23 protein-coding genes and 2 riboswitches are annotated in these 24,313 nt (G+C 75.1%); of the genes, 14 read left to right on the top strand and 9 right to left on the bottom strand.

Annotated features, from left to right (window positions below; genetic code table 11):
• Positions 1–118 precede the first annotated feature (118 nt).
• The 5 genes from purS (at position 119) to cls (ending at position 5,662) form a co-directional block, all read left to right on the top strand.
• On the top strand, positions 119–385 hold the full coding sequence (purS, locus tag LQU92_RS09260; RefSeq protein ID WP_058857219.1) for a phosphoribosylformylglycinamidine synthase subunit PurS: 267 nt from the start codon (positions 119–121) through the stop codon (positions 383–385).
• Positions 386–387: 2 nt separating this feature from the next.
• Positions 388–1,182, top strand: coding sequence for a phosphoribosylformylglycinamidine synthase subunit PurQ (purQ, locus tag LQU92_RS09255; protein ID WP_101851656.1), 795 nt, complete (start codon positions 388–390; stop codon positions 1,180–1,182).
• 17 nt (positions 1,183–1,199) lie between these two features.
• Positions 1,200–3,497, top strand: coding sequence for a phosphoribosylformylglycinamidine synthase subunit PurL (gene purL / locus LQU92_RS09250; protein ID WP_101851655.1), 2,298 nt, complete (start codon positions 1,200–1,202; stop codon positions 3,495–3,497).
• A 76-nt stretch (positions 3,498–3,573) separates the two neighbouring features.
• Positions 3,574–4,092 (top strand): GNAT family N-acetyltransferase, encoded by a 519-nt coding sequence (locus LQU92_RS09245; protein WP_230780135.1) that lies wholly within the window; start codon positions 3,574–3,576, stop codon positions 4,090–4,092.
• Positions 4,093–4,168: 76 nt separating this feature from the next.
• Positions 4,169–5,662, top strand: coding sequence for a cardiolipin synthase (gene cls / locus LQU92_RS09240; protein ID WP_230780133.1), 1,494 nt, complete (start codon positions 4,169–4,171; stop codon positions 5,660–5,662).
• Between the two features lie 16 nt (positions 5,663–5,678).
• Here the strand turns inward: cls and LQU92_RS09235 are convergent, their stop codons facing one another.
• From LQU92_RS09235 to LQU92_RS09215, 5 genes are all read right to left on the bottom strand, one after another.
• Positions 5,679–6,581, bottom strand: coding sequence for an anti-sigma factor (locus LQU92_RS09235; RefSeq protein ID WP_230780131.1), 903 nt, complete (start codon positions 6,579–6,581; stop codon positions 5,679–5,681).
• Entirely contained in the window at positions 6,565–7,125 is a 561-nt protein-coding gene (locus LQU92_RS09230) for an RNA polymerase sigma factor (protein WP_112254964.1), read from the bottom strand. The genes LQU92_RS09235 and LQU92_RS09230 overlap by 17 nt, the downstream gene beginning before the upstream one ends.
• A 124-nt stretch (positions 7,126–7,249) precedes the next feature.
• Positions 7,250–8,029, bottom strand: coding sequence for a class F sortase (locus LQU92_RS15145; RefSeq protein WP_230780129.1), 780 nt, complete (start codon positions 8,027–8,029; stop codon positions 7,250–7,252).
• Positions 8,026–8,865, bottom strand: coding sequence for a DUF4397 domain-containing protein (locus LQU92_RS09220; protein ID WP_230780128.1), 840 nt, complete (start codon positions 8,863–8,865; stop codon positions 8,026–8,028). The genes LQU92_RS15145 and LQU92_RS09220 overlap by 4 nt, the downstream gene beginning before the upstream one ends.
• A 247-nt stretch (positions 8,866–9,112) precedes the next feature.
• Complete coding sequence (locus tag LQU92_RS09215) at positions 9,113–9,343, bottom strand: hypothetical protein (protein ID WP_058857228.1); 231 nt, start codon at positions 9,341–9,343, stop codon at positions 9,113–9,115.
• 158 nt (positions 9,344–9,501) lie between these two features.
• Here LQU92_RS09215 and LQU92_RS09210 point away from each other — a divergent pair, with 158 nt between their 5' ends.
• Positions 9,502–10,632, top strand: a complete 1,131-nt coding sequence (locus tag LQU92_RS09210) for a Vms1/Ankzf1 family peptidyl-tRNA hydrolase (RefSeq protein WP_230780125.1) — start codon at positions 9,502–9,504, stop codon at positions 10,630–10,632.
• A gap of 103 nt (positions 10,633–10,735) precedes the next feature.
• On the opposite strand, the gene LQU92_RS09205 is transcribed toward LQU92_RS09210, so the two are convergent.
• The 4 genes from LQU92_RS09205 to LQU92_RS09190 all read right to left on the bottom strand — a co-directional run bounded on the left by LQU92_RS09205 (position 10,736) and on the right by LQU92_RS09190 (position 15,039).
• Positions 10,736–12,151, bottom strand: a complete 1,416-nt coding sequence (locus LQU92_RS09205) for an LLM class flavin-dependent oxidoreductase (protein ID WP_230780122.1) — start codon at positions 12,149–12,151, stop codon at positions 10,736–10,738.
• A gap of 72 nt (positions 12,152–12,223) precedes the next feature.
• Positions 12,224–12,339: riboswitch (SAM riboswitch) on the bottom strand.
• Between the two features lie 93 nt (positions 12,340–12,432).
• A complete protein-coding gene (locus LQU92_RS09200) occupies positions 12,433–12,894 on the bottom strand; it encodes a CoA-binding protein (RefSeq protein ID WP_230780119.1) in 462 nt (153 codons plus the stop codon).
• A gap of 82 nt (positions 12,895–12,976) precedes the next feature.
• Entirely contained in the window at positions 12,977–13,657 is a 681-nt protein-coding gene (locus LQU92_RS09195) for a maleylpyruvate isomerase N-terminal domain-containing protein (RefSeq protein ID WP_180814638.1), read from the bottom strand.
• A 158-nt stretch (positions 13,658–13,815) separates the two neighbouring features.
• Positions 13,816–15,039, bottom strand: coding sequence for an acyl-CoA dehydrogenase family protein (locus LQU92_RS09190; protein ID WP_101851648.1), 1,224 nt, complete (start codon positions 15,037–15,039; stop codon positions 13,816–13,818).
• A gap of 228 nt (positions 15,040–15,267) precedes the next feature.
• Positions 15,268–15,363, top strand: a riboswitch (SAM riboswitch).
• A 5-nt stretch (positions 15,364–15,368) separates the two neighbouring features.
• On the opposite strand from LQU92_RS09190, the gene LQU92_RS09185 reads away from it, so the two are divergent.
• The 8 genes from LQU92_RS09185 (at position 15,369) to LQU92_RS09150 (ending at position 24,247) form a co-directional block, all read left to right on the top strand.
• A complete protein-coding gene (locus LQU92_RS09185; protein WP_101853039.1) occupies positions 15,369–16,205 on the top strand; it encodes an ABC transporter ATP-binding protein in 837 nt (278 codons plus the stop codon).
• Positions 16,206–16,316: 111 nt separating this feature from the next.
• Positions 16,317–17,363 (top strand): aliphatic sulfonate ABC transporter substrate-binding protein, encoded by a 1,047-nt coding sequence (locus LQU92_RS09180; protein ID WP_230780116.1) that lies wholly within the window; start codon positions 16,317–16,319, stop codon positions 17,361–17,363.
• The gene (locus tag LQU92_RS09175) at positions 17,360–18,193 is read left to right on the top strand and encodes an ABC transporter permease (RefSeq protein WP_374229673.1); all 834 of its coding nucleotides are present in this window, start codon (positions 17,360–17,362) and stop codon (positions 18,191–18,193) included. Before LQU92_RS09180 ends, LQU92_RS09175 begins: the two co-directional genes overlap by 4 nt.
• Positions 18,194–18,216: 23 nt before the next feature.
• Positions 18,217–20,391 (top strand): AMP-binding protein, encoded by a 2,175-nt coding sequence (locus LQU92_RS09170; RefSeq protein ID WP_230780115.1) that lies wholly within the window; start codon positions 18,217–18,219, stop codon positions 20,389–20,391.
• 165 nt (positions 20,392–20,556) lie between these two features.
• Positions 20,557–21,363, top strand: a complete 807-nt coding sequence (locus LQU92_RS09165) for a succinate dehydrogenase (RefSeq protein WP_230780113.1) — start codon at positions 20,557–20,559, stop codon at positions 21,361–21,363.
• A 52-nt stretch (positions 21,364–21,415) separates the two neighbouring features.
• Positions 21,416–22,132 carry a 2Fe-2S iron-sulfur cluster-binding protein gene (locus LQU92_RS09160; RefSeq protein ID WP_230780111.1) on the top strand — a complete coding sequence of 239 codons (717 nt, stop codon included), beginning with the start codon at positions 21,416–21,418 and terminating at the stop codon, positions 22,130–22,132.
• Between the two features lie 253 nt (positions 22,133–22,385).
• Positions 22,386–23,756 carry an O-acetylhomoserine aminocarboxypropyltransferase/cysteine synthase family protein gene (locus LQU92_RS09155; RefSeq protein ID WP_230780109.1) on the top strand — a complete coding sequence of 457 codons (1,371 nt, stop codon included), beginning with the start codon at positions 22,386–22,388 and terminating at the stop codon, positions 23,754–23,756.
• Complete coding sequence (locus LQU92_RS09150) at positions 23,753–24,247, top strand: CoA-binding protein (protein WP_101851643.1); 495 nt, start codon at positions 23,753–23,755, stop codon at positions 24,245–24,247. Before LQU92_RS09155 ends, LQU92_RS09150 begins: the two co-directional genes overlap by 4 nt.
• Positions 24,248–24,313: the final 66 nt, after the last annotated feature.

Here is a 24,313-nt window from a genome sequence, read left to right as displayed (position 1 = left end):
ACCACACCGGCGGGGGCGGGCTCCAGCGCGGCACCCGGGCCGTGGCCGAACCGATAGACTGGCCCCTGTTCGCCGGATCCCGGCACCGCCTGCTGCTCGACCCCTCAGGAGTTCCCCGATGGCCCGCATCGTTGTCGACGTCATGCCCAAGCCCGAGATCCTCGACCCGCAGGGGAAGGCGATCGCCAACGAGCTGCCCCGGATCGGCCTCGACGGCTTCGCCGGCGTGCGCCAGGGCAAGCGCTTCGAGCTGACGGTCGAGGGCGAGGCCGGCGAGGACGTCCTCGCCCAGGCCCGCGAGGCCGCCGAGAAGCTGCTGTCCAACCCGGTCATCGAGGACGTCGTGCGCGTGGCCGTGCTCGACGAGACCGACGGGGAGAACTGAGCATGGCGGCCCCCGAGACCCCGCTGATCGCGGACCTCTCCGCCCCCGGCCCCGACCCCGCGCTCGCGGGCGCCCGGATCGGCGTGGTGACCTTCCCCGGCACCCTCGACGACCGCGACGCCGCACGCGCCGTGGAGCTCGCCGGCGGCACCCCCGTCCCCCTCTGGTACGCCGAGCCGGACCTGCACGGCGTCGACGCCGTGATCCTGCCCGGCGGCTTCTCCTACGGCGACTACCTGCGCGCCGGGGCCATCGCCCGCTTCGCGCCGATCATGGACCGGGTGATCGACGGCGCCCGCGCCGCGGGCACCTCCGGGTCCTCCCCGCTGCCGGTGCTCGGGATCTGCAACGGCTTCCAGGTGCTCACCGAGTCCCACCTGCTGCCGGGCTCGATGATCAAGAACGACCACCTGAAGTTCCTCTGCCGCGACCAGCGCCTGCGGGTCGAGAACAACAGGACCGCCTGGACCGCCGAGTACGCCGAGGGCCAGGAGATCGTGGTCCCGCTGAAGAACCAGGACGGCCAGTACGTGGCCGACGAGCGCACCCTCGACGCCCTCGAGGCCGAGGGCCGCGTGGTCTTCCGCTACGTGGGCGCCAGCCCGAACGGCTCCCGCCGCGACATCGCCGGGATCTGCAACGCCGCCGGCAACGTGGTCGGCCTCATGCCCCACCCCGAGCACGCCGTGGAGCCCGGCTTCGGCGCGGACTCCTCCGCCGCCGGCGAGGTCGGCATGCGCGACGGCACGGACGGGCTCGGCCTGTTCGTCTCCGTCCTCAAGGCACTGGTCAAGTAAGGAGCACGGCACCCTCGATGAGCGAGAAGCACTTCAACCTGGACACCGTCGAGCACGCGGCGGCCACCCCCGACACCGACCTGCCCTGGGCAGAGCTGGGCCTGAAGGCCGACGAGTTCGCGGAGATCAAGAAGATCCTCGGCCGCCGCCCCACCGCCGCGGAGCTCGCGATGTACTCGGTCATGTGGTCCGAGCACTGCTCCTACAAGTCCTCGAAGGTCCACCTGCGCCAGTTCGGCGAGAAGGTCACCGAGGAGATGACGAAGGACCTGATGGTCGGCATCGGCGAGAACGCCGGGGTGACCGACATCGGGGACGGCTGGGCCGTGACCTTCAAGATCGAGTCCCACAACCACCCCTCCTACGTGGAGCCCTACCAGGGCGCCGCGACCGGGGTGGGCGGGATCGTGCGCGACATCATCTCGATGGGCGCCCGCCCCGTGGCCGTCATGGACCCGCTGCGCTTCGGGGCGATCGACCACCCGGACACCGCGCGCGTGGTGCACGGCGTCGTCGCCGGCGTGGGCGGCTACGGCAACTCGCTGGGCCTGCCCAACATCGGCGGGGAGGTCGTCTTCGACCCCTGCTACCAGGGCAACCCGCTCGTCAACGCCCTGGCCGTGGGCGTGATGCGCCACGAGGACATCCGCCTGGCCAACGCCTCGGGCGTGGGCAACCGGGTCGTGCTCTTCGGCGCCCGCACCGGCGGCGACGGCATCGGCGGGGCCTCCGTGCTGGCCTCGGAGTCCTTCGACGACGCCAAGCCCTCCAAGCGCCCGGCCGTGCAGGTCGGCGACCCGTTCGCCGAGAAGGTGCTCATCGAGTGCTGCCTCGAGCTGTTCAAGAACTCCCTCGTGGAGGGCATCCAGGACCTCGGCGCCGCCGGGATCTCCTGCGCCACCTCGGAGCTGGCCTCCAACGGCGAGGGCGGGATGCACGTGGACCTCACGAAGGTCCTGCTGCGCGACCCCACGCTGACCCCCGGCGAGATCCTGATGTCGGAGTCCCAGGAGCGCATGATGGCGGTCGTGGCCCCCGAGCAGGCCGAGGCCTTCGAGGCCGTCATGGCCAAGTGGGACGTCGAGTACTCGTGGCTGGGCGAGGTCACCGGCACCGGCCGGCTCGTGATCGAGTGGGACGGGGAGGTCATCGTCGACGTCGACCCCCGCACGGTCGCCCACGAGGGTCCCGTCTACGAGCGCCCCTACGAGCGCCCGGCCGGCCAGGACCGGCTGCAGCAGGAGCGCTTCACCGGCTCCCCCGCCGACGCCTCCCGCCCCTCCGGGGCGCAGCTGGGGCCCGCGGTGCTGGAGCTGATGGCCTCCCCGAACCTGTGCGCCAAGAACTGGGTCACCGACCAGTACGACCGCTACGTCCAGGGCAACACCGCCATGGCCGTGCCCGACGACGCCGGGGTGGTGCGCGTCGACGAGCGGACCGGCCTGGGCGTGGCCCTGTCCACCGACTGCAACGGCCGCTACGCCGTGCTGGACCCCTACGCCGGGGCGCAGCTGGCGCTCGCCCAGGCCTACCGCAACGTGGCCACCGCCGGGGCGCGGCCCGTGGCCGTCTCCGACTGCCTGAACTTCGGCTCCCCCGAGGACCCGGGGACGATGTGGCAGTTCGCGGAGGCCGTGCGCGGGCTCGCCGACGGCTGCATGGAGCTGGGCGTGCCCGTGACCGGCGGCAACGTCTCCCTGTACAACCAGACGGGCGGGGTGGGCATCCACCCGACCCCGGTGGTCGCGATGATGGGCGTGCTCGACGACGTCCGCCGCCGCACCCCCTCGGGCTGGCGCGAGGACGGGCAGGCGATCTACCTGCTCGGCACCACCGCCGACGAGCTGGACGGCTCCGAGTGGGCGAACCTGCGCGGGCACCTGGGCGGGCTGCCCCCGGCCGTGGACCTGGCCCGGGAGCGGCTGCTCGGGGACCTGCTGATCAACATGTCCCGCGACGGCATGATCGACGCCGCCCACGACGTCGCCGAGGGCGGACTGGCCGCGACCCTGGCCGAGATGGCGCTGCGCTTCGACACCGGCGCCCGGATCGGCCTCGGCGAGGTGTGCGAGCGGGACGGGGTGGACCTGTTCACCATGCTCTTCTCGGAGACCCAGGGCCGGGCCGTGGTGGCCGTCCCGCGCACCGAGGAGGTGCGGTTCTCCGACATGTGCACCGCCCGGGGCTACCCGTTCGCGCGCATCGGCGTCGTGGACGCCGTCGAGCGCTCCCTCGACGTCCAGGGCGAGTTCGCCCTCGGCCTCGACGAGCTGCGCACCGCCCACGAGGCGACCCTGCCCCGCCACTTCGGCTGACGCCCCCGGGGCGCCGCCTCCGGGCGGCGCCCTCCGCACCACCCGCGCACCCCGCGCCCGCAGAAAGCAGCACAGCATGACCGAGGATCTCGACACCCTCCCCCCGGCTCCCGTCCTGGAGACCGACCGGCTCCTCCTGCGGCCCTTCACGGCCGAGGAGCTCGACGCCGTGGCGGCGGGCGAGCCCCAGGAGCAGTTCGCCCCGGGCTTCCCGACCCCCGAGGACGTCGACTTCGCCCGCGAGTCGCTCGTGGCCGGCGGCTACTTCTTCACGGAGACCGTCTACGCCCGCATGGCCGTCGTGGAGAAGTCCTCGGGCCAGGTCGTCGGCACCGCCGGCTTCGTGGGCCCGCCCATCGACGACGAGCTCGAGGTCGTGGGCTCGCTGTCCACCCGGCGCCGCGGCCTCGGCTACGCGGCGGAGGGGCTCGAGGCGCTGCTGCGGGTCGCCTTCGCGGACCCGGCGGTGCGCGGGGTGCGGGCCAGCGTGCCGGCGGACAACGCCCCGGCCGAGCAGACGCTGCGCGCGGCCGGGTTCGTCCACCGCCCGACGCCCGGGCTGGAGACCGACTACGTCCTGCCCCGCCCGGCCTGAGCGGAGACCGACTACGTCCTGCCCCGCCCGGCCTGAGCGGAGCGGGTGCGGGCCCGGCGGTCCTTAGACTGGCCGGGTGACGCCGGCGCCGTTCCCCCTGGACCAGATCCCGCTCGAGCACCTGCCCGAGGCGGTGACCGTGGGCGGGCTGGTGCTCGGCTTCCTCATCAACCTGGTGGCCGCGGGCTGGATCTCGCACAACCGCCGGCCCTCGGTGGCCCTGGCGTGGCTGCTGGCGATCTTCCTCCTGCCCTACCTGGGGCTGCTGCTGTTCCTGGCCATCGGCTCGGCGAAGCTGCCCCGGAAGCGGATGGCGATGCAGGCGCGGATGAACGAGATCATCCGGGAGAACACCCCGGACGGCCACATCCTCGGCAACGTGGAGGAGCGGCTGCCGGCGTGGATCGAGTCCACCGCCCGGCTCAACTACAACCTGGGGGCGCTGCCCATGGTGGGCGGGAACTCCTTCGACCTGCTCACCGACAACCACGAGTCGATGCGCGTGATGGCCGAGGCCGTGGACGGGGCCCGGGACTACGTCCACTTCGAGTTCTACATCGTGGCGATCGACGACGCCTCCCGCCCCCTGCTCGAGGCGCTGCTGCGGGCCCACGAGCGCGGGGTGCGGGTGCGTGTGCTCATCGACCACCTGGGCTCCCTCGGCTACCCCGGCTACTCGGAGCTGGTCGAGCGCTTCGACGCGGCCGGCTTCCCCTGGCGGCGCATGCTGCCGCTGCGGCCGTGGAAGGGCGAGTGGCAGCGCCCGGACCTGCGCAACCACCGCAAGATCCTCGTGGTGGACGGCGAGCTGGGCTTCACCGGGTCGCAGAACATCATCCACCGCTCCTACAACAAGCGGAAGAACCTGCGGCGGGGCTACGAGTGGAAGGACCTGATGATCCGGTGCACGGGCCCGGTGGTGGCCGAGCTCAACGCCCTGTTCACCAGCGACTGGTACTCCGAGACCGGCGACCTGCTCCTCGACGAGGCCTCGCGCGAGCTGCCCGACATCCAGGGCCCCGTCTTCGCCCAGGTGCTGCCCTCCGGGCCGGGCTTCGAGACGGAGAACAACCTGCGGCTGTTCAACCACCTGATCTACAACGCCAACGACCGCATCGTCGTCTCCAGCCCGTACTTCGTGCCGGACGAGTCCCTGATGCACGCGCTGACCACGGAGGCGCAGTCGGGGGTGGACGTCCAGCTGTTCGTCGGCGAGACCTCGGACCAGTTCCTCCCCCACCACGCGCAGAACTCCTACTACGAGGAGCTCGCCGCGGCCGGGGTGAAGATCTACCGGTACCGGGCCCCGACCGTGCTGCACGCGAAGTTCGTGCTCGTCGACGACTACGTGTCGGTGATCGGCTCCTCCAACATGGACGAGCGCTCGTTCGCCCTGGACCTGGAGGTCTCCGTCTACATCGTGGACCGGGACTTCCGCCGCCGGATGGACGCCGTGGTGGCGGAGTTCGAGGCGGCGAGCACCCTGCTCGACATCGAGGAGTGGAACCGGCGCCCGCTGTGGCAGAAGTACCTCGACAACATGGCGCGGCTGACCTCGGCCCTGCTGTGAGCGTCCCGGGGCCGGCTCAGGTCGCCAGGACCCCGCGCACGATCGAGTCCCCGGAGTGGGTCGGGTCGCCGTCGACCGGCTCGTCGGAGACGTCGACGACGGGGAACTGCTCCACGTCGAGGTTCTCGGGCAGCACGAACACGGCCTCGTCGCCGGCCATCACGCCCAGGCTGACCATCCGCTGCGCGTCCGGGGCGAGCAGCCAGACCTCCTTGAAGCCGTCGACGTCGGCGGGGTCCGTGCGCACGACCAGCTGTCGGGTCCCGTCCGCGCGCTCGTCCACCTCCGCCGAGCCGCGGGCGGTGTAGCCGGCGAGGGGCTCGAGCTCGGCGGTGGCCAGCACCGTGGGATCCGGCTCCCGGTCCAGGCGCTGGGCGCCCCAGACGGAGACCCCGCCCACGACCAGGGCGGCGGCCGCCGCGGCGGCGGCCAGCGGCCACGGCACCCCGCGGCGGGCCCGGCGGCGGGCGGCGAGGTCCACGACCCCGCCCGAGCCGGCACCGTCGTCCCGGGCGGCCGTCCCGGGCCGCTCCCCGGCGTCCTGCCCGGTCACGTCCTGCCCGGTCACGTCCTGCCCGGTCCCGTCCGGGCCGGAGGTAGCCGCGGAGGCCCGGCCGGCGGGGTCCGGGCCGGTCGCCCCCGGCGCGGAGGGCGCCCGGTCCGCGCCCGGGTCCCCGGTGGCGAGCGGGTCGGCGGCGAGCTCGGCGGCGAGACCCAGCTCGGCGTGGATCGCGGCCCACACGCGCGGGTCCGGGGCGGGGACCGGGGCGGGCTCGGCGCGGCCGGCGCGCACCACGTGCCCGAGCGCGGCGAGCTCGGCGGCGCAGCGCCCGCAGCCGTCCAGGTGCGCGCGCTCCGCGGGCTCCGGGGACTCACCCAGGGCCAGGAGCGTCAGCGTCTCCTCACTCAGGTGTGCCATGGTCGTCCTCGAGTCGGGTGCGGAGGTGGGTCAGGCCGCGCCTCAGGTGGCTCTTGACCGTGCCCAGGGGCAGGTCCAGGCGGTGGGCGATCTGCTGGTGCGTGAGCTCCTCGTAGACGGCCAGCGCCACGATCGTGGAGCGGGGCGGGCCGAGCCGGCGGATCTCCGAGCGCACGAGCATCCGGTCCACCAGCAGGTCGGCTTCCTCGTGGGTGCCGCCGTGCTCGCCGGCGACGGCGGCCTGGCGCTGGGCGGCCTCCCGCCCGGCGGTGCGCGCGGCGTCGGCGATGCAGTTGCGGGCGATGCCCACGAGCCAGGCGGGGGCCGAGGAGCGCTCGGGGCTGTACCCGGACCGGTACTTCCACGCGCGCACGAACACCTCCTGGACCACGTCGTCTGCCGCCGCGTCGTCGCGCAGGGCCCGGACGGCCAGGGCGCGCACGAGTCCGGCGCAGTGCCGGAACGCGGCCGCCAGCGCGTGCTCGTCCCCCGCGGCGAACGCGGCGTCGAGCTCGGGTCCCCACTCGGGGGGCGGCGTCGGCATCGGGGAGGGGCTCCTCGCGGGATTCGGCGGCGCGGGGCGCGCCCGGCAGGTGCTGCCCAGCCTAGTGGACGTGGCGGTCGCGGTCATCACAGGGCCCGTCGTCGTGTCCGGGGTCGTGTCCTGGTCAGTCCACCGGGACCGCCCGGAGCACGACGTTGTCCTCGTAGTCGCCGATCTCCTCGAGCCACTCGCCCCCGCAGGTGACGAGGTGCAGCGCGGGTGCACCGTCGCGGCGGAAGAGGTCGGCGTCCTCGAGGCTGCGCTTGTGCACGTGCTCGACGGCCTCGGTGCGGTAGCGCTGCGCGGATCCGTCGGCGCGCTCCACGACGACCTCCGTGCCGGGGCGCACGTCCTGCAGCCGGGCCATGGGGGTCACCTCCGTCAGGGTGTCGACGTGGCCGGCGATCACGGCCGCGCCCTCGCCGGCGCCGGGGGCCGGGCCGTGGCGGTACCAGCCGAGCTCCACGTGGTTGTCGGGCAGGGTCATCGCCCCGTCGTCCTCGATCCCGACCGGCAGCACGGGCATGTCGATGGGGGTGCCGGCCACCACGACCCGCACGGGGGCGGGCACGCGCTCCGCCGGCCGCGGGGTCGCGGGGGCGACCGGGACGTCGGCGGGGCCGGGGATCCGGTCGGCCGGGACCGCCGGGGACGGGGCGGGGGCGGCGGGCGGCGCGGACGACGGCGGGGCGAGGGACCCCACGGCCGCCGCGCCGCCCGCTCCGTCGTCGTCCCCGGCGGACGGGACGACGGCGGCCGCGGCGGCGAGCAGCGCCGCCGCGGCGAGGAGCCCGGCCCCCGCCGCCGCCCCGTGGCGGCGAGGGGGGCCGGGGATCTGCTCCCCCGGGGGGCGCGGGCCGGGCGCGCGGTGCGCCCCCGGCCCGCGCCGTCGGCGGTCCGTCACCGCAGGCGGTCCTGCGCGAACCGCCGGCGGGAGGAGACCGCGCGCTGGGCGGCGAGCGCGGCGCCGATCAGCGCGAGCCCGCCCGCGGCGGCCAGCCCGGTGCTCAGCATCGTGCCGCTCTCCTGGGCGGCCAGGCCGGACTGCCCGCCGGGCACCGCGCCCGGCGCCTGCTCCATGCCCTCCAGGGTCTGGACGGCGAGCTGGAGGTTGCCGGCCTCGAGGGAGCCCCACGCGTAGACGATGTTGTGGGTGCCCTCGGCCAGGGTCAGGTCGGCCGGGCCGATCACCGGGTCGGTCGTGCCGGCCGCGGCGACGGCGGCGGAGACCGTCCCGGCGTCGACGGGCAGCGTCTGCTCGTCCGGGTTCTCCAGGCCCTGGATGATCGGCTGGCCGCCGGCGAGCACGTCCACCGCCGGGGCGGCGGCCACGTGGCGGACGGTCAGGTGGGACTTCCCGGCCTCGATCTCCGACATGTCGTTGGTGAACAGGGCGGCGGTCGGGTTGCCCTCCGCGTCGAGGTGGGCGGCGGCGGTGTAGTTCATGCCGGTCTCGAGCTCGGCGGTGACCGGGCCGATGATCGGCGCCGAGGCATCGGGGGCGTCGGGGGCGGTGATCGCCAGGTCGTAGCTGCCGGCCGGGAGCTCGAGCGGACCGGCGAGGGCCCCGGGCTCGAAGTCGTCCAGGGTCAGCTCGCCGTTGACCCAGACGTCGACGACCGTGTCGGGAACGCCGTGGAGCACGGAGAGCTCGGCGTGCTCGGCGGCGGCCGCCGGGGACATCGAGAGGGCACCGGCCCCGAGACCGAGGACGGCGGCGGCGGAGAGGGTCTTGCGCATGACGGTGGCTCCTTCAACGGGCTCCCGGGCGGGAGCGGGATCGACCTTGCACCCCTACTACCGCCGGGGAGGCGCCCCCGGATGCACCGGATCACATTTTTCTGCGGAACTTCTTCCCCCGCGCCCTCCCGGAGCCCGTCCGCGGCCCTGCCGGGGCCCCGGTCCCCGGTGGACGCGACGGCGCCCGCCCCGCGCCGCCGGGGACCGGCGGGCGGGACGGGCGCCGCGTGCGGGTGCGCCCCGCGGGTCAGGCCTGCTCGTCCTCGGGCTCCCGCAGGTCCACCTCGAGCTCCTGCTCCTCGAGGTCGGTGGGGTCGGCCTCCAGCGAGGACTCCGCCGAGCGGTCCCGCAGGTGCGCAGGCGTCTCCTCGTCGTGCTCGGCGACCTCGGGCCGCTCCGCCTCGAGGGTCTGCTCGAGGCGGTCCGCCTCGTCCGCCTCGAAGCTCGCGTCGAAGGGGGTGCCGGGTGCGTCGGTCATGACTTCCTCCTGCGTGGTGGGGCTCGCCTCCGACCGGTGCGGGCACCGGTCCTGTGCCCCCGACCCTACTCGTCCGGGCGCCGGTTCCCAGCGCCCGGGCGGTCGGATAACGTGGTCTGCACCACAGGAGAACCGCTGGACAGCAGGGAGTTGCCACCATGACGAGCCGATTCCACCGCTACGCCGAACTGTTCAAGAGCAAGGGCCCCTGGTGCACCGTGTACACGGACATCAGCACGGGCACGGTCGACTCCCTCCACTCGATCGACGTGCTGCCCGAGAACGTCTGCCGCCGGCTCGCCGAGCAGGGGGCGAGCAAGGCCGATCTCGCCGCGGTCGAGCGGGCCGTGCGGCCGGCCGAGGGCGTGCCCGACCCCGTCTGCCGCTACCTGCTGGTGCGCGACGGCACGGTGGAGATCGACGAGGTCCTCCCCGGTCCGCTGGCCGGGCAGGGCGTGGTGCGGGTGGAGGAGGTTCCCGACCTCACCCCGCTGTTCCGCCACCGCCCGGACGACTTCCCCTACGTGGTGGCCGAGGTCGGCCGCGACGGCGGCGAGATCTGCCTCCACTGGGCCAGCCGCGTGCCCTCCACCGACGAGCAGCAGATCGAGGGCGAGACGGAGCACCTGAAGAAGTTCCCCGGCGGCGGCTGGTCCCAGGGGCGCTGGCAGCGCCACACCGAGGACGTGTGGCGGCGCAACACCGAGCAGGTCGCCGAGCAGATCGACAAGGTCGTGGCCGAGTCCGGGGCCCAGCTCGTGGTGCTGGCCGGGGACCTGCGGGCCCGCGGGCTCGTGGAGGACCAGCTCTCCAAGGCCAGCCGGGCGATGCTCAGCACGATCGACGCGAACACCCGCGCCGAGGGCAGCCGCTCCGCGGACCTGGAGCACCAGGTCGAGGAGCGGGTCGCCGAGGTGATCGCCCACCGCCAGCAGGAGCTGCTCGAGCGGCTGGCCCAGCAGCAGAACCGCCCCGAGCCCACGGCGGTCTCCGGGGTCGCCCCCGTGGTGCTGGCCCTGCAGCAGGCGCAGGCCGAGACCGTCCTGCTGGACGACACGCATCTGGACACCGAGCAGGAGCTGCTGGCCCTGGACGCCGAGCCGTGGATCGCGCTCGAGGCCTCGGAGGCCGTGGGCGCCGGGGTGCTCGGGCTCGTGCCGGCCGACGCCGCGCTGGTGCGCGCGGCGGTGCTCACCGACGGGCGGCCCGTGTTCGTGCCCCCGGGTGCGCTGCCGCACGGGACCGACGTCGCCGCGCTGCTGCGCTGGGGCGCCGCCCCCACGGGCTGAGGCCGGTCCCCGCGGACGGCGCCGCGGCGGCTCCCCGTGCGGGGGGCCGCCGCGGCGCCGTCCGCGGGCGGGTGCCTCCGGTGCCCGCGGCGGGCCCCCGCGCTCAGACGAGCTCGCGGGCGGGGGTGTCGGCCGCGGAGGGCTGCCCGGCGTAGGCGCCGCGGTAGCGGGCGGCGGGGTGGGTGTCGAGGACCTTGGCCTGCCCGGCGCCGTAGAGGTTCTCCCGCAGCGTGGTGCCCTCGTAGGCGGTGCGGTAGCGCCCGCGCCTCTGCAGCTCGGGGACCACCCACTCGACGAAGTCCTCGAAGGAGCCCGGGGAGACGTGGTAGGCGAGGTTGATCCCGTCGAGCCCGCCCTCGTCGATCCACCGCTCGAGCTCGTCGGCGACCGTCTGCGGGGACCCGACGATCGGCACGCCCATCCCGCCCATGGAGATGTGCTTGGCGACCTCCCGGACGGTCCACTTCTTGTTCGGGTCCGCGGTGGTGAACGGGGTGAGGAAGGACTGGATGGACTCCGTCCGGACGTACTCCAGGACGTCGTCCTCGTCGAAGCGGCCCAGGTCCACCCCGGACCAGCCGCCCACCAGGCCCAGCGCGCCGTCGGTGTCCGCGTAGCGCTCGTAGTCCCGGCGCTTCTGCTCGGCCTTGGCGTCCGTCTCGTCGACGATCACGTGCAGCATCGCGAAGATCTTCAGGTCCTCCCGGCGCCGGCCGTGGGCCTCGGCCTCGTCGCGCAGCCGGTCGGTGACCACGCGGGTGAGGTCCGGGCGGATGCCGCCGACGAACACGGCCTCGGCGTGGCGGCCCGCGAAGGCGCGCCCGCGGGAGGAGGCCCCGGCCTGGAAGATCAGCGGGGTGCGCTGGGGGGAGGGCTCGGTGAGGCCGATGCCCGGGACGTCGAAGTACTTGCCGTGGTGCCGGATGGGGTGCACGAGGGCGGGGTCGGCGAAGACGCCGCCGACCCGGTCGCGCTTGACCGCGCCGTCCTCCCAGGAGCCCTCCCACAGCTTGTAGCAGACGTCCATGAACTCCTCGGCGATCTCGTAGCGCTCGTCGTGGGAGATCTGGTCCGTCAGCCCGTGGTTCTCCGCCGCGGACTTCAGGTAGGAGGTGACCACGTTGAAGCCGACCCGGCCCCGGGTCAGGTGGTCGAGGGTCGCGAACCTGCGGGCCAGCGGGTAGGGCTGCTCGTAGGTGATCGCGCTGGTGATGCCGAAGCCCAGGTGCTTCGTGACGGCCGCCATCGCGGAGACGTGCATGAACGGGTCGTTGACCGGGATCTGCGTGGCGTCCTTGATCACCGGCGCCGCCGAGTTCCGGTAGACGTCGTAGTAGCCGACGACGTCCGCCAGGAACATCGCGTCGAACAGGCCCCGCTCGAGCAGCTGGGCGACGTCCGTCCAGTACTCGAGGGTGTTGTACTCGTCCGCCCGCGACCGCGGGTGCTTCCACAGGCCGGGGGCCTGGTGGCCGACGCAGGACATGTCGAAGGCGTTCAGGGCGATGCGCTTGCTCACGGAGATCCTCCAGCTCGGTGCTTCCCCGCGCCCGTGCGTCCTGGGACCTGCTCGCGGGTCTGACGCCCGCGGGCGCCGTACTTGCCGGGGCGCACCTGACGCCACGGCCCGATGCTCATCTGGGGCACCCCGCTACGGGAGAGGGTTGCCGCCCGACCAGCCAGAGCTTCGCGTCGGGTCTCATCATCGTTCGTGCTGCGGGCCAGCCTAGCGGCCCCGACCGGGGGGTGCGCAACCCTCGGGGTACCCCGGCCGCCGCGGGCGGGTCCTCGGCGGTGCGCTCAGGGGCGGGCCAGCGGGGGCGTGCGGGCGGGGTCGAGGGTCCACCCGGCGTCGAGCCGGGCGCGCAGCTCGATGAGCGGGCAGGTGTCCATCACGACGTCCAGGCCCGCCTCCTCGGCCCGGGCCGCGGCGGCGCGGTCCACGACGCCGAGCTGCAGCCACACCGCCCGCGCCCCGGCGGCGACCGCCTGGTCCACGACCGCGCCCACGCGGCGGGAGTTCACGAAGCAGTCGACGACGTCGAGGGGCGGCGGGACCTCCCCGAGCGTGCGGAAGCCGGTCTCGCCGTGGACGTCCTCGCCGCGGGGGTTGACGGGCACCACGGTCATCCCGAGCTCGTCGCGCATCCGCCGGGCCACCGAGTGGGCGGGGCGGGTGCGGTTGCGGCTCAGGCCCACGACGGCCCAGCGGGCGGGCTCGGTGAGGAGGCGGTCGATGACGGCGGGGTCGTTGATCGTCATGGCCCCATCCTCCTCCTCCGGGCCCCGGCGGGCGAGGATCCCGGCGGGTCCCGCGGCGGCGGGCCCGGGACGGGAAGGCGGGTCAGCGCAGCAGCGGCAGGTCCCGGGCGCGCTCGCCCAGCAGGGCGCGCTCCTCGTCGGTGGGCTCGGCGCGGCCGGTGCCGATGCGGGCGAAGTGCTCGTCGCTCCAGTGCTCGAGCGGCTCCCGGCCCCACAGCTCGGTGAGCACGCGGCGCACCTCGGCGAGCCCGTCCGCCGAGGGCCCGGGGGTGCCGTCGAGGTGGCGGATGAGGTCCAGGTGGCGCACGGTCGTGGCCACGGCGAGGGTGCTCAGGAGGTCCTCGACCCGCAGCACGTGGCCCGCGGTGCGCACCGCGGCGCCGGCGCCGGCGTGCCCGGCGGCGTGGGCGGCGGCCCGCACGGTCGCGGCGTGCAGCTCGCGCAGCCGCTCCCAGTCGCGCACCAGCGCGGCCGCGACGCGGTCGGCGCGCCGGTCCTCGGCGTCCCGGACGGGGTCGTGCTCGCGCTCGGCCCACCAGCTCACGGCGTCGCGGTCCGGCCGGGCCGTGGTGGGGGTGTGCAGGGCGACCAGCGCCCGGCGGGCGTCCTCGAGGCCGTGGTGGACGAGGTCGCGCACCGCCCAGCCGGTGCGGCCGGTGGGCGCCCAGGAGTCGTCGTCGCCGAGGCCGTCCAGGGCGGCCCCGAAGGCCGCCCAGCTCTCCCGCACCAGGTCCGCCCGCACCGGGCCGCTCCGGGTCGTCATGGGTCCATGGTGACAGGGCGGGCGGACCGGGTCCATGCACGGACCGGGTCGTTGCGCGCCCGCCGCGTCGTCGTCCCCGCGCGCGCAACGGTCCGCGGGCGGCCCGGGGCCACCAGCGGGTGCGCTCCGCCGTCCCGGGCCGGTCCCCGGGGGAGGCCTCAGGCGCCCGCCGCGGCGATCTCCCCGATGGCGGTCAGCCCGGCCATGGGCGTGCCGTTGACGCGGTGGTCGCCCACGATCCGGGCCTTGAAGACGGTGGGGTTGTGGGTGGCCACCGTGCGGGCGTTGCGCCAGTACCGGTCCAGCAGCCGGGAACGGGAGACGGCCGAGGCGCCCAGGACGTCGAACATCCCGCCCGTGACGGCCTCGACGAGCGGGGGCACCACGACCTGGGCCTGCTGCACCGCCAGCTCGCAGCGGTCGGTCACCGCGACGGGGTCCTCGTCGGGAGCCGCCCGGCCCACGGGCCCGAGCGCGGCGTCGAGCTCCCGGGCCGCCTCGAGCACGGTCGCCCGCGCGGCGAAGGCCTTGGCCGAGAGCTGCCCGACCAGCTGCAGGATCAGGGGGTCCTCCCGGAACAGCACGCCCGAACCGGTGCTGAACCCGCGCGTGCGGGCCGCGACCAGCTCCCCGGTGCGCTCGACGGCGGCCTGGGCGATGCCGGCCTGCACGGCCAGCAGCACCAGCTGGAACACCGCGGTCTCCTGGGTCGCGCTGCCGTCGCGGAACCGGACGTGGTCGGCGGGCACCACGACGTCCGTGAACACGGACGTGCCCGTGCCGGTGAGGCGCTGGCCGAAGCCGTCCCAGTCGTCGCGCAGCTCCACGCCCGGTGCGCCGGCGCGCACGAACGCGTGGGAGCGCCGGTCCTCCCCCGGCACCTGGGCGGTGACCTGGATCCAGTCGGCGAAGATCGAGCCCGTGCTGTAGAACTTCTCCCCGGTCAGCGACCAGCTCCCGTCCGGGCGCGGCACCAGGGTCGTCTCCGCGGCGCCGACGACGGCCCGCCCGCGCTCGGTCGCGGCGTTGCCGACGATCTCGCCCGCGGCGACCCGCGGGTACCACAGCGCCTGCTGGGCGGGCTCCCGGTCGATGCTCGCCACGAAGCCGAAGTGGGAGCGGTAGACGTGGGCCACGTTGGAGTCCGCGGCCGCCAGCTCCACGAGCAGCCGGGTGAGCTGCGCCCACGAGGCCCCGCGGCCGCCGGCCTCGGCCGGCAGCAGCAGCGCGCCGAAGCGCAGCTCGTTGAGCCGGGCCACGGGCTCGAAGGGCAGGACGCGCTCGGCCTCCCGCTGCTCGGCCCCGGCCGCGATCTGCGCGAGGACGGGACGGAACTGCTCCAGGAGGGCGTCGGTGGTGGGCTGCGGGGCGGCTGCGGCCATGGCGGGGCTCCTCGGTGCGTCGGCGCGGGCGGGCCTCCAGACAAGGCCGCGGTCCCGGCCGGGGCCAAGACCGTGACGCGCCGCGGCGGGCGCCGGCCCGCACGCCGCCACACGGCGTCACACGGACCCGGCCGTGGTACCGCGCGCGCCGTTCCGAGGTGCGCCGCGGGGCCGGCGGGGACGGACCCGATTTGCGCGGGGCGCCCCCTGCGTCGTTCAATGACGCCGTAACCATCCGGAGCGGCTGAGAGACCTGGCTCGTCGACGTCGCAGCAACCGGCACGGGATCCCCGTGCGAGGTGCTAATGCCAGGACCGATGGAGCTGATCATGAGCACTTCGCTGCTGTCCCGCGCCGGAGCCCCGGCGCCCGCCGCCACCGCGGGCCCCGCCGTCCCGGTCGCCTTCGAGCACGTCGGGAAGGCGTTCGGCACCGGCGCCGCCGCCCAGCACGTGCTCCACGACGTCGACTTCACGGCCCGCGCCGGCGAGGTCGTCGCGGTCCTCGGCCCCTCCGGCTGCGGAAAGTCCACGCTGCTGCGCGCCGCCGCGGGCCTCGACACCGCCACCGCCGGGCGCGTGCTCATCGACGGCACGCCCGTGGCCGGGACCGACCCGCGCTGCGCGGTCGCGTTCCAGGAGCCGCGGCTGCTGCCGTGGCGCTCCGTGCGCGAGAACGTCCGGCTGGGCCTGCCCCGCGGGCTGCCCCGGGGCGAGGGCGACGCGGTCGTCGACGACCTGATCCGCCTGGTGGGCCTCTCCGCCCACGCCGGCCACCGGCCCCGGGAGATCTCCGGGGGCATGGCCCAGCGCGCCTCCCTGGCCCGGGCCCTGGCCCGCACCCCGGGCGTGCTGCTGCTCGACGAGCCCTTCGGCGCGCTCGACGCCCTCACCCGGCTGCGGATGCAGGACCTGCTGCTGACAATCCACGCCGCCCGCCCCACCACCGTCCTGCTCGTCACCCACGACGTCGACGAGGCCCTGCAGCTCGCCGACCGCGTGCTGGTGCTCGGGCGCACCGGCCCGGCCGCCCCGGCCGGGGTGCGCACCGTCCTCGAGGTCCCCGGCGAGCGCCCCCGCGACCGCGGCTCCGAGGTCCTCGCCGAGCTGCGCGTCCGCCTGCTCGGCGACCTGGGCGTCGACGTCCACTCCGCGCCCGGCCGCTGAGCGCGCCCGCCCCCTCCTCGCTCCGCACTTCCGTCCCCGCGCGGGGCGCGGACGGGCGCCGCCGCGCCCGCTCCGTGCCCGCCCGCACCGCACCGCACGAAAGGTCCTCCCATGCCCCAGCGCCCCGCCCTGACGCTGCCCGCCCTCGCCGCGGTCCTGACCCTCGGCCTCACCGGCTGCATGGCCGGTGAGGGCTCCGGCGAGCCCGCCGCCCAGGCCGCCGGCGAGGACACCGTCGTCGTCGACTGGGCCACCTACAACCCGCTGTCCGTGGTGGTCAAGGAGAAGGGCTGGCTCGAGGCCGCGCTCGCCGAGAACGGCACGGGGGTCGAGTGGGTGCAGTCGGCCGGGTCCAACAAGGCCAACGAGGCCCTGCGCGCGGGCGCGGTCGACGTCGGCTCCACCGCCGGCTCCGCCGCCCTGCTGGCCCGCAGCAACGGCTCGCCCATCAAGGTCGTCGACCTCTACTCCCAGCCCGAGTGGTCCGCGCTGGTCACGACCCCGGGAACGGGCGTGGACGACGTCGCGGACCTCGCGGGCCGCACCGTGGCCGCGACCAAGGGCACCGACCCGTACTTCTTCCTCCTCCAGGCCCTGGAGGGGGCCGGGGTGGACCCGGCCGAGGTGACCGTCCAGAACCTCCAGCACGCCGACGGCCGGGCCGCCCTCGAGAACGGGCAGGTCGACGCGTGGGCCGGGCTCGACCCGATCATGGCCGCGGCGGAGCGGGACGGCGCGCAGCTGTTCCACCGCGACGTCGACCTCAACACCTACGGCTTCCTCAACGCCCGCGAGGACTTCCTCGAGGAGCAGCCCGAGGCCGCGCAGACCGTGGTGGACGTCTACGCCTACGCCCGCGACTGGGCCCTGGCCCACCCCGAGGAGACGGCGCGGCTGCTCGCCGAGGCCGCCGGCATCGAGCTGCCCGTGGCCGAGACGGTCCTCGGGCGCACCCACCTGGACATCGACCACGTCCCCGGTGAGCAGCAGCTGGCCGTGCTGGAGCGCGTCGGGCCGATCTTCGTGGCCTCCGACGACGTGGCCGACCAGGCGAGCATCGACGAGGCGCTGGCCTCGATCGTGGAGCCCTCCCTCGCCGAGGACGCCGACGCCTCCCGTGTGGCCGGGGCGATCGAGGCCGCGGAGCAGCAGCGGTGAGCCGCGACCTCGCCGCCCCGCAGGGCCCCTCCCCCGCGACCGACGACGACGCCCCCGCGGCCCCCGCCGCGGCGCGGACCCGGCCGCTGCTGCGGGCCGGGCTGGGACTGGTGCTGCCCGCGGTGCTGCTGGTGCTGTGGCACGTGCTGTCCACCGCCGGGGTGTTCAGCCCCGTGCAGCTGCCCCCGCCCCTGGCCGTGCTCGAGGCCGGGGCGGCGCTGCTGGCGAGCGGCGACCTGTGGACCCATGTGGGCATCTCGACCCAGCGCGTGCTCCTGGGCTTCCTCATCGGCGCCGGGCTCGGCCTGGCCGCGGGCTCGTTCATCGGCCTCTCCCGGTGGGGCGCCGCCCTGGTCGGCCCGACCGTCGGGGCCTTCCGCGCCGTGCCGTCCCTGGCGTGGGTGCCGCTGCTGCTGCTGTGGATCGGCCTCGGCGAGGACTCGAAGATCGTGCTCGTGGCCATCGGCGCGTTCTTCCCCGTGTACACGACGGTCGCGGCGGCGCTGCGCCACGTGGACCGCAACCTGGTCGAGGCCGCCCGCGCGTTCGGCCTGCACGGGCTGCGGCTGCTGACCACCGTGCAGCTGCCGGCGGTGCTGCCCTCGGTCGTCTCGGGCCTGCGCCTGGCCCTGGCCCAGGCGTGGCTGTTCCTCGTGGCCGCCGAGCTGCTGGGCGCGTCCATGGGCCTGGGCTTCCTGCTCACGGACTCCCAGAACAACGGCCGCACCGACCGGCTGCTGCTGGCCATCGTGCTGCTCGCCGTGCTCGGCAAGGCCTCGGACGCGCTGCTGGGCGTGTTCGAGCGCTGGGCCGGCCGGCGCTGGACGTGAGGACACGTCCCGGACATCCGCACATGCGAGGGTGGGACCACCCCCGCACGACCGACGAAGGACCGCACACCGTGAGCTTCAGCTGGAGCGACCCGCACGCCCCCACCCCCAACCCCGCGCTCGTCTCGGACGAGGCCCGGGTCGCCTTCTGGGAGACCCAGGCCTCCCGCCTGGACTGGGCCGAGCCCTGGCGCACCGCGCACCGCTTCGAGCGGCCGCGGCGGATCGGCGAGGACGAGGACGGCAGCCCGACGTGGTCGGTGCCCGAGATCGCCTGGTTCGAGGGCGGGAAGCTCAACGTCGCCCACAACTGCGTGGACCGCCACGTCGAGGCCGGCCGCGGCGCCCACGTGGCCCTGTACTTCGAGGGCGAGCCCGGCGACCGCCTCGTCTACACCTACGCCGACCTCCAGCGGGAGGTCGCCCGGGCCGCCCACGCCCTCACCGCCCTGGGGGTGGAGCAGGGCGACCGCGTGGTGATCTACCTGCCCGTGATCCCCGAGACCGTGATCATCACCCTGGCCTGCGCCCGGATCGGCGCCGTGCACTCGCTGGTCTTCGGCGGCTTCTCCGCCGAGGCCCTGCGCTTCCGGGTGGAGGACACCGGGGCGAAGGTCCTGGTCACCACGGACGGCCAGCACCGGCGCGGGGCCGTGGTGCCGGTCAAGGCCGTCGCCGACGAGGCCTGCAGCGGCGAGAACGCGATCGAGCACGTCGTCGTCGTCCGCCGCACCTCCCGGCCCGGCCGCGCGGACCTGCCGCGGGGCACCCGCGGGGTGCGCTCCAAGGAGGAGGACGCCGTCCCGTGGACGCCCGGGCGGGACGTGTGGTGGCACCAGCTGATCGCCGACCGGCCGGAGGTCCACGAGGCCCGGGCCTTCGACGCCGAGACGCCGCTGTTCATCATCTACACCTCCGGGACCACGGGCAAGCCCAAGGGGCTGGTGCACACGATGGGCGGCTACCTCGTGCAGGCCGCCTACACCCACGCCCTGCTGTTCGACCTGCTGCCCGACGTCGAGGACGAGGAGGGCGTGCCGCGCCCGGACGAGCTCTCCGCGGTCAACGACCCCGCGAAGGTGGACGCGACCGTCCACTGGTGCACCGCCGACCTCGCGTGGGTCACCGCGCACACCTACGAGATCTACGGCCCGCTGGTCAACGGCGTCACCGAGGTGATCTACGAGGGCACCCCGAACACCCCGCACTGGGGCCGGCACTTCGAGGTCATCGAGCGCTACGGCGTGACCACCTACTACACGGCCCCCACGCTGATCCGCTCCCTGATGGGCGCGTTCCCCAAGGGCGTGCCCCCGCTGTACAACCTGAACTCGATCCGGCTGCTGGGCTCGGTGGGCGAGTCGATCAACCCGGAGGCCTGGCGCTGGCTGCGGGCCCAGGTGGGACGGGACGAGGTGCCGTTCGTGGACACGTGGTGGCAGTCCGAGACCGGCGCCACCGTGATGTCCCCCCGCCCGCACGACCCGCAGTTCGCCCCGCCCGGCACCTTCCCCCCCGGCACCCCGCGCACCGCGCCCAAGCCGGGCTGCGCCACCCGGGCGGTCCCGGGGATCTCCACGCGCGTGGTCGACGAGGACGGGGCCCCCGTGCCCCCCGGGGTGCAGGGCTTCGTGGTGGTCGACGCGATCGGCCCCTCGATGGCGCGCACCGTGTGGGGCGACCCGCAGCGCTACCTCTCCTCCTACTGGCAGGCCTACGCCGAGCAGGGCTGGTTCCTCGCCGGGGACGGCGCCCGCTGCGACGAGGAGGGGGACATCTACATCCTGGGCCGGGTCGACGACGTCATCAACGTCTCCGGGCACCGGCTGTCGACCATCGAGATCGAGTCGGCGCTGGTCACCCACCCGTGGGTGGTCGAGGCCGGGGCGGCTCCGGTGCGCGACGAGCTGACCGGCCACGCCGTGCTCGCCTTCGTCGTGCCCACGCCGGAGGGGGCGCAGGCCCCGGCCGAGGAGCTGACCCGGGTCCTGCGGGAGCACGTGGCCCGGGAGATCGGCCCGATCGCCAAGCCCCGGGCGGTCGTGGCGGTCCCCGACCTGCCCAAGACCCGCTCCGGGAAGATCACCCGCCGCCTGCTCGCCCAGCTGTGGGACGGGCAGGAGCTGGGCGACCGCTCCTCCCTCCAGAACGAGGAGGCCCTCGAGCACATCGCGGGGATCCTCGCCGCCCGGCCCTAGCCCGCCCCTCCCGCACCGCCCCGCCTCGGACGCCGAGGGGCGGCGTTCGGCGGCTCCGCGCACCCCGGAGCCGCCGATAGCCGCTCCTCGGCGCCGGGGGAAGCGGATGTGACCCCACATTGAGACGTGTGACGTCCTTCCGGGGCGGCTCCTAGGATGAATGCCGTGACCGACTCCCCCGCCCCCGCGACCGACCGCGCCCGCCCGCCGGCGCCGCCGGCCGTCCCCGCGCGCCCGCGGCTGCCCGAGCTGCCCGCGCTGCGCCCGCTGCCCGGCCTGTCCGCGGTGCCGACCCCCGACGTGAAGCTGGCGATGGCCGGCTCCGGCGCCGTGTTCTCCGGCTACGTGCTGGTCCACATGCTCGGGAACCTGAAGGTCTACCAGGGCCCGGAGAAGTTCGACGCCTACGCCGAGCTGCTGCGCACCGCCGGGGCCCCCGTGCTGCCGCGCGGGACCCTGCTGTGGGGGGCCCGCGCGGTCCTGACCGCGAGCCTGCTCGCCCACGCCGGCGGGGCCGCCGTCCTCACGGTCCGGGCCCGGCGGGCCAACGGGACGCTGCTGCCCCGCCGGGGCCGCCGCCCCCGGGGCCGCCGCCGCTCCCCGTGGGCGGTCGCCAAGCGCTCGATGCGCAGCACCGGCGGGGTGCTCGGGCTGTTCACGCTCTTCCACGTCCTGGACCTCACCCTCGGCGCCCGCCCCGCGGCGGCGCGGGACTTCGCCCCCGGCAGCGCCCACGCCAACCTGGTCGCGAGCCTGTCCCGCCCCCCGGTGGCCGCCGCCTACGCCCTGGCCATGGCCGCGCTCGCCGCCCACCTCGTCCACGGCATCCCCGAGATCGCCCACGACACCGGCCTGGCCGGCACGCCCGCCGCCCAGCGGCGGCTGCGGATCGCGGCCGCCGTCCTCGGCGCGGCGGTCGCCGCCGGCAACACGACGATCCCGGTGGCCGTGCTGACCGGCCGGGTCCGCTGACCCGCCCCGGCACGCCCCGAACCACGCTGCGAGACGACAAGGACCTGACCGCGTGAGCACCTTCTGCCTGACCGTCGACGTCTGGCGCCAGCCCGCCCCCGACGCCCCCGGAGCGTTCGAGACCCACGAGGTCCCCGACGCCCGCCCCGAGATGACCGTCCTCGAGCTGCTGGACCGGGTCAACGCCCTCCGGGAGGCCGGGGGCCTGGACCCGGTCGCCTTCGACGACGGCTGCCGGGAGGGGGTCTGCGGCAAGTGCGGGGTCACCGTCGACGGCGTGGCCCACGGGCCCGAGCGCAACGCCGCCAGCTGCATGCAGCACCTGGGCGCCTACCGGGACGGGGACCGGGTGCGGATCGAGCCCCTGCGCGCCGCGTCCCTGCCGGTGAAGCAGGACCTGTCCGTGGACAAGAAGGCCCTGCGCCGGGTGGCCAAGGCCGCGAAGTTCCCGGTGGCCATGAAGGCCCTCGCCAACGGCGGGTGCATCAGCTGCGGGGCCTGCATCTCCTCGTGCCCCAACGGCTCCGGGCAGCTGTTCGTGGGCACGATGCTCAAGGAGCTGCCGCCGCTGGCCCGCACCGAGGACGAGCGGCGCGAGCGCTCCGCGAAGGTGCTGGCCGCCGCCGAGGAGGAGTTCGGCCCGTGCTCGCTGCTGGGCGACTGCGTCGAGGTCTGCCCGGCGGGGCTGCCGGTCGAGAACCTCTCCGCGGTGGCCCGGGAGAACCTGCGCGCGCGCTCCGGGCGCCGGGACGCCCCGGCCGGGGACTGAACGGCCGCCGCGCCGGTCACCGCACGACATCCCCGGTTGGCGCCGGACGCCCCGGACGACGACAATGGGGAGCAGCCATCCCGAGCGGCCGAGAGACCTGGATCGACGACGCCGCAGCAACCGAGGCCGACGTCGCAGGCCCCACGGTGCTACCGCCAGGACCGATGGAGCAGCGCGCTCCCGGCCCCCGCCGGGATCCTCCTCCGCCCCGGGACCGACCAGCGGCACGACTCGCACGAGGAGCACCCTCCCCATGGCCGACCACCAGTTCGGGTTCCGCACCCGCGCCCTGCACGCCGGGGGCACCCCCGACGCCGAGCACGGCGCCCGGGCGGTCCCGATCTACCAGTCCAGTTCGTTCGTCTTCAAGGACGCCGACGACGCCGCGAACCTGTTCGCGCTGCAGAAGTACGGCAACATCTACTCCCGCATCGGCAACCCGACCGTCGCGGCCTTCGAGGAGCGCATCGCCTCCCTCGAGGGCGGGATCGGCGCCGTGGCCACCGCCTCCGGCATGGCCGCCGAGTTCCTCACCTTCGCGGCGCTCGCCCAGGCCGGGGACCACCTCGTGGCCTCCGCCCAGCTCTACGGCGGCACCGTCACCCAGCTCGACGTCACCCTGCGCCGCTTCGGCGTGGAGACGACCTTCGTGCCCGGCACCGACCCGGAGGACTACCGGGCCGCGCTGCGCCCGAACACCAAGGCCGTCTACACCGAGATCGTGGCCAACCCCTCCGGGGAGATCGCCGACCTCGAGGGCCTCGCCGCGGTCGCCCACGACGCCGGCGTGCCCCTGGTCGTCGACGCGACCCTCACCCCGCCCTACCTGATCCGGCCGCTGGAGCACGGGGCGGACATCGTCATCCACTCCGCCACGAAGTTCCTGGGCGGCCACGGCACCACGCTGGGCGGCGTCGTCGTCGAGTCCGGGCGCTTCGACTGGGGCAACGGGAACTTCCCGTCCATGACGGAGCCCGTGGCCTCCTACAACGGCGTGTCCTGGTGGGGGAACTTCGGCGAGTACGGCTTCCTCACGAAGCTGCGCTCGGAGCAGCTGCGGGACATCGGCCCGGCCCTGTCCCCGCAGTCCGCGTGGAACCTGCTGCAGGGCGTCGAGACGCTGCCCCAGCGCATGGACGCCCACCTGGCCAACGCGAAGGCCGTGGCCCGCTGGCTCGACGAGGACCCCCGCATCGCCTACGTCAACTACGCGGGCCTGCCGGGCCACCCCCACCGCGAGCGGGCGCAGAAGTACCTGCCGCTGGGCGTGGGCTCCGTGTTCTCCTTCGGCGTGGTCTCCACCGAGCGGCTGAGCGGGCGGCAGGTCGGCGCGCGGTTCATCGAGGCCCTGCAGCTGGCCAGCCACCTGGCGAACATCGGGGACGCCCGCACCCTGGTCCTGCACCCGGGCTCGACCACCCACCAGCAGCTCACCGCCGAGCAGCTGCTGCAGGGCGGCGTGGGCGAGGACCTGATCCGCATCTCGGTGGGCATCGAGGACGTCGAGGACATCCTGTGGGACCTCGACCAGGCGCTCACCGCCGCGACCGGGCTGACCCGCGAGGACCCCGCCCCCGCCCCCGCCGCCGATCCGGCGCCCGCCCCCGAAGGAGCACTCCGATGACCGCCGAGCCCCGCACCTGGACCGGGCCCTCCGCCCCGGAGCGGCTGAACATCCTGCGCCGCACCGGGTCGATCGCCATCGTGGGCGCCTCGAACAAGCCCTCCCGGGCCTCCTACTTCGTGGCGACCTACCTCCAGTCCTCCTCCCCGTACCGGGTCTACTTCGTCAACCCCGTGGTCGACGAGATCCTGGGGCAGCCGGTGTACAGGTCCCTGGCCGACCTGCCGGAGACCCCGGACCTGGTCGACGTCTTCCGCAAGCACGACGACCTGCCGGGCGTGGCCCGCGAGGCCGTCGAGGCCGGGGCCAGGACACTGTGGCTGCAGCTGGGCTCCTGGCACGAGGAGGCCGCCGCGATCGCCGAGGACGCCGGGCTGGACGTGGTGATGGACCGCTGCGTGAAGATCGAGCACGCCCGCTTCCACGGCGGCCTGCACCTGGCCGGCTTCAACACCGGGGTGATCTCGGCGAAGCGCCAGGTCCTCGCCTGAGACCGGCCCCGGCGCGCCGACGGCGCCCGCTCCGTCCCTTCGGAAGGGGCGGAGCGGGCGCCGTCG

It is taken from the genome of Kocuria sp. LUK, assembly GCF_021012935.1.
In the GTDB taxonomy this organism is placed as follows: Bacteria; Actinomycetota; Actinomycetes; order Actinomycetales; family Micrococcaceae; genus Kocuria; species Kocuria flava.
The sequence above is the reverse complement of the archived record's forward strand: the minus strand, read 5'-3'. Positions and strand labels throughout refer to the sequence as shown.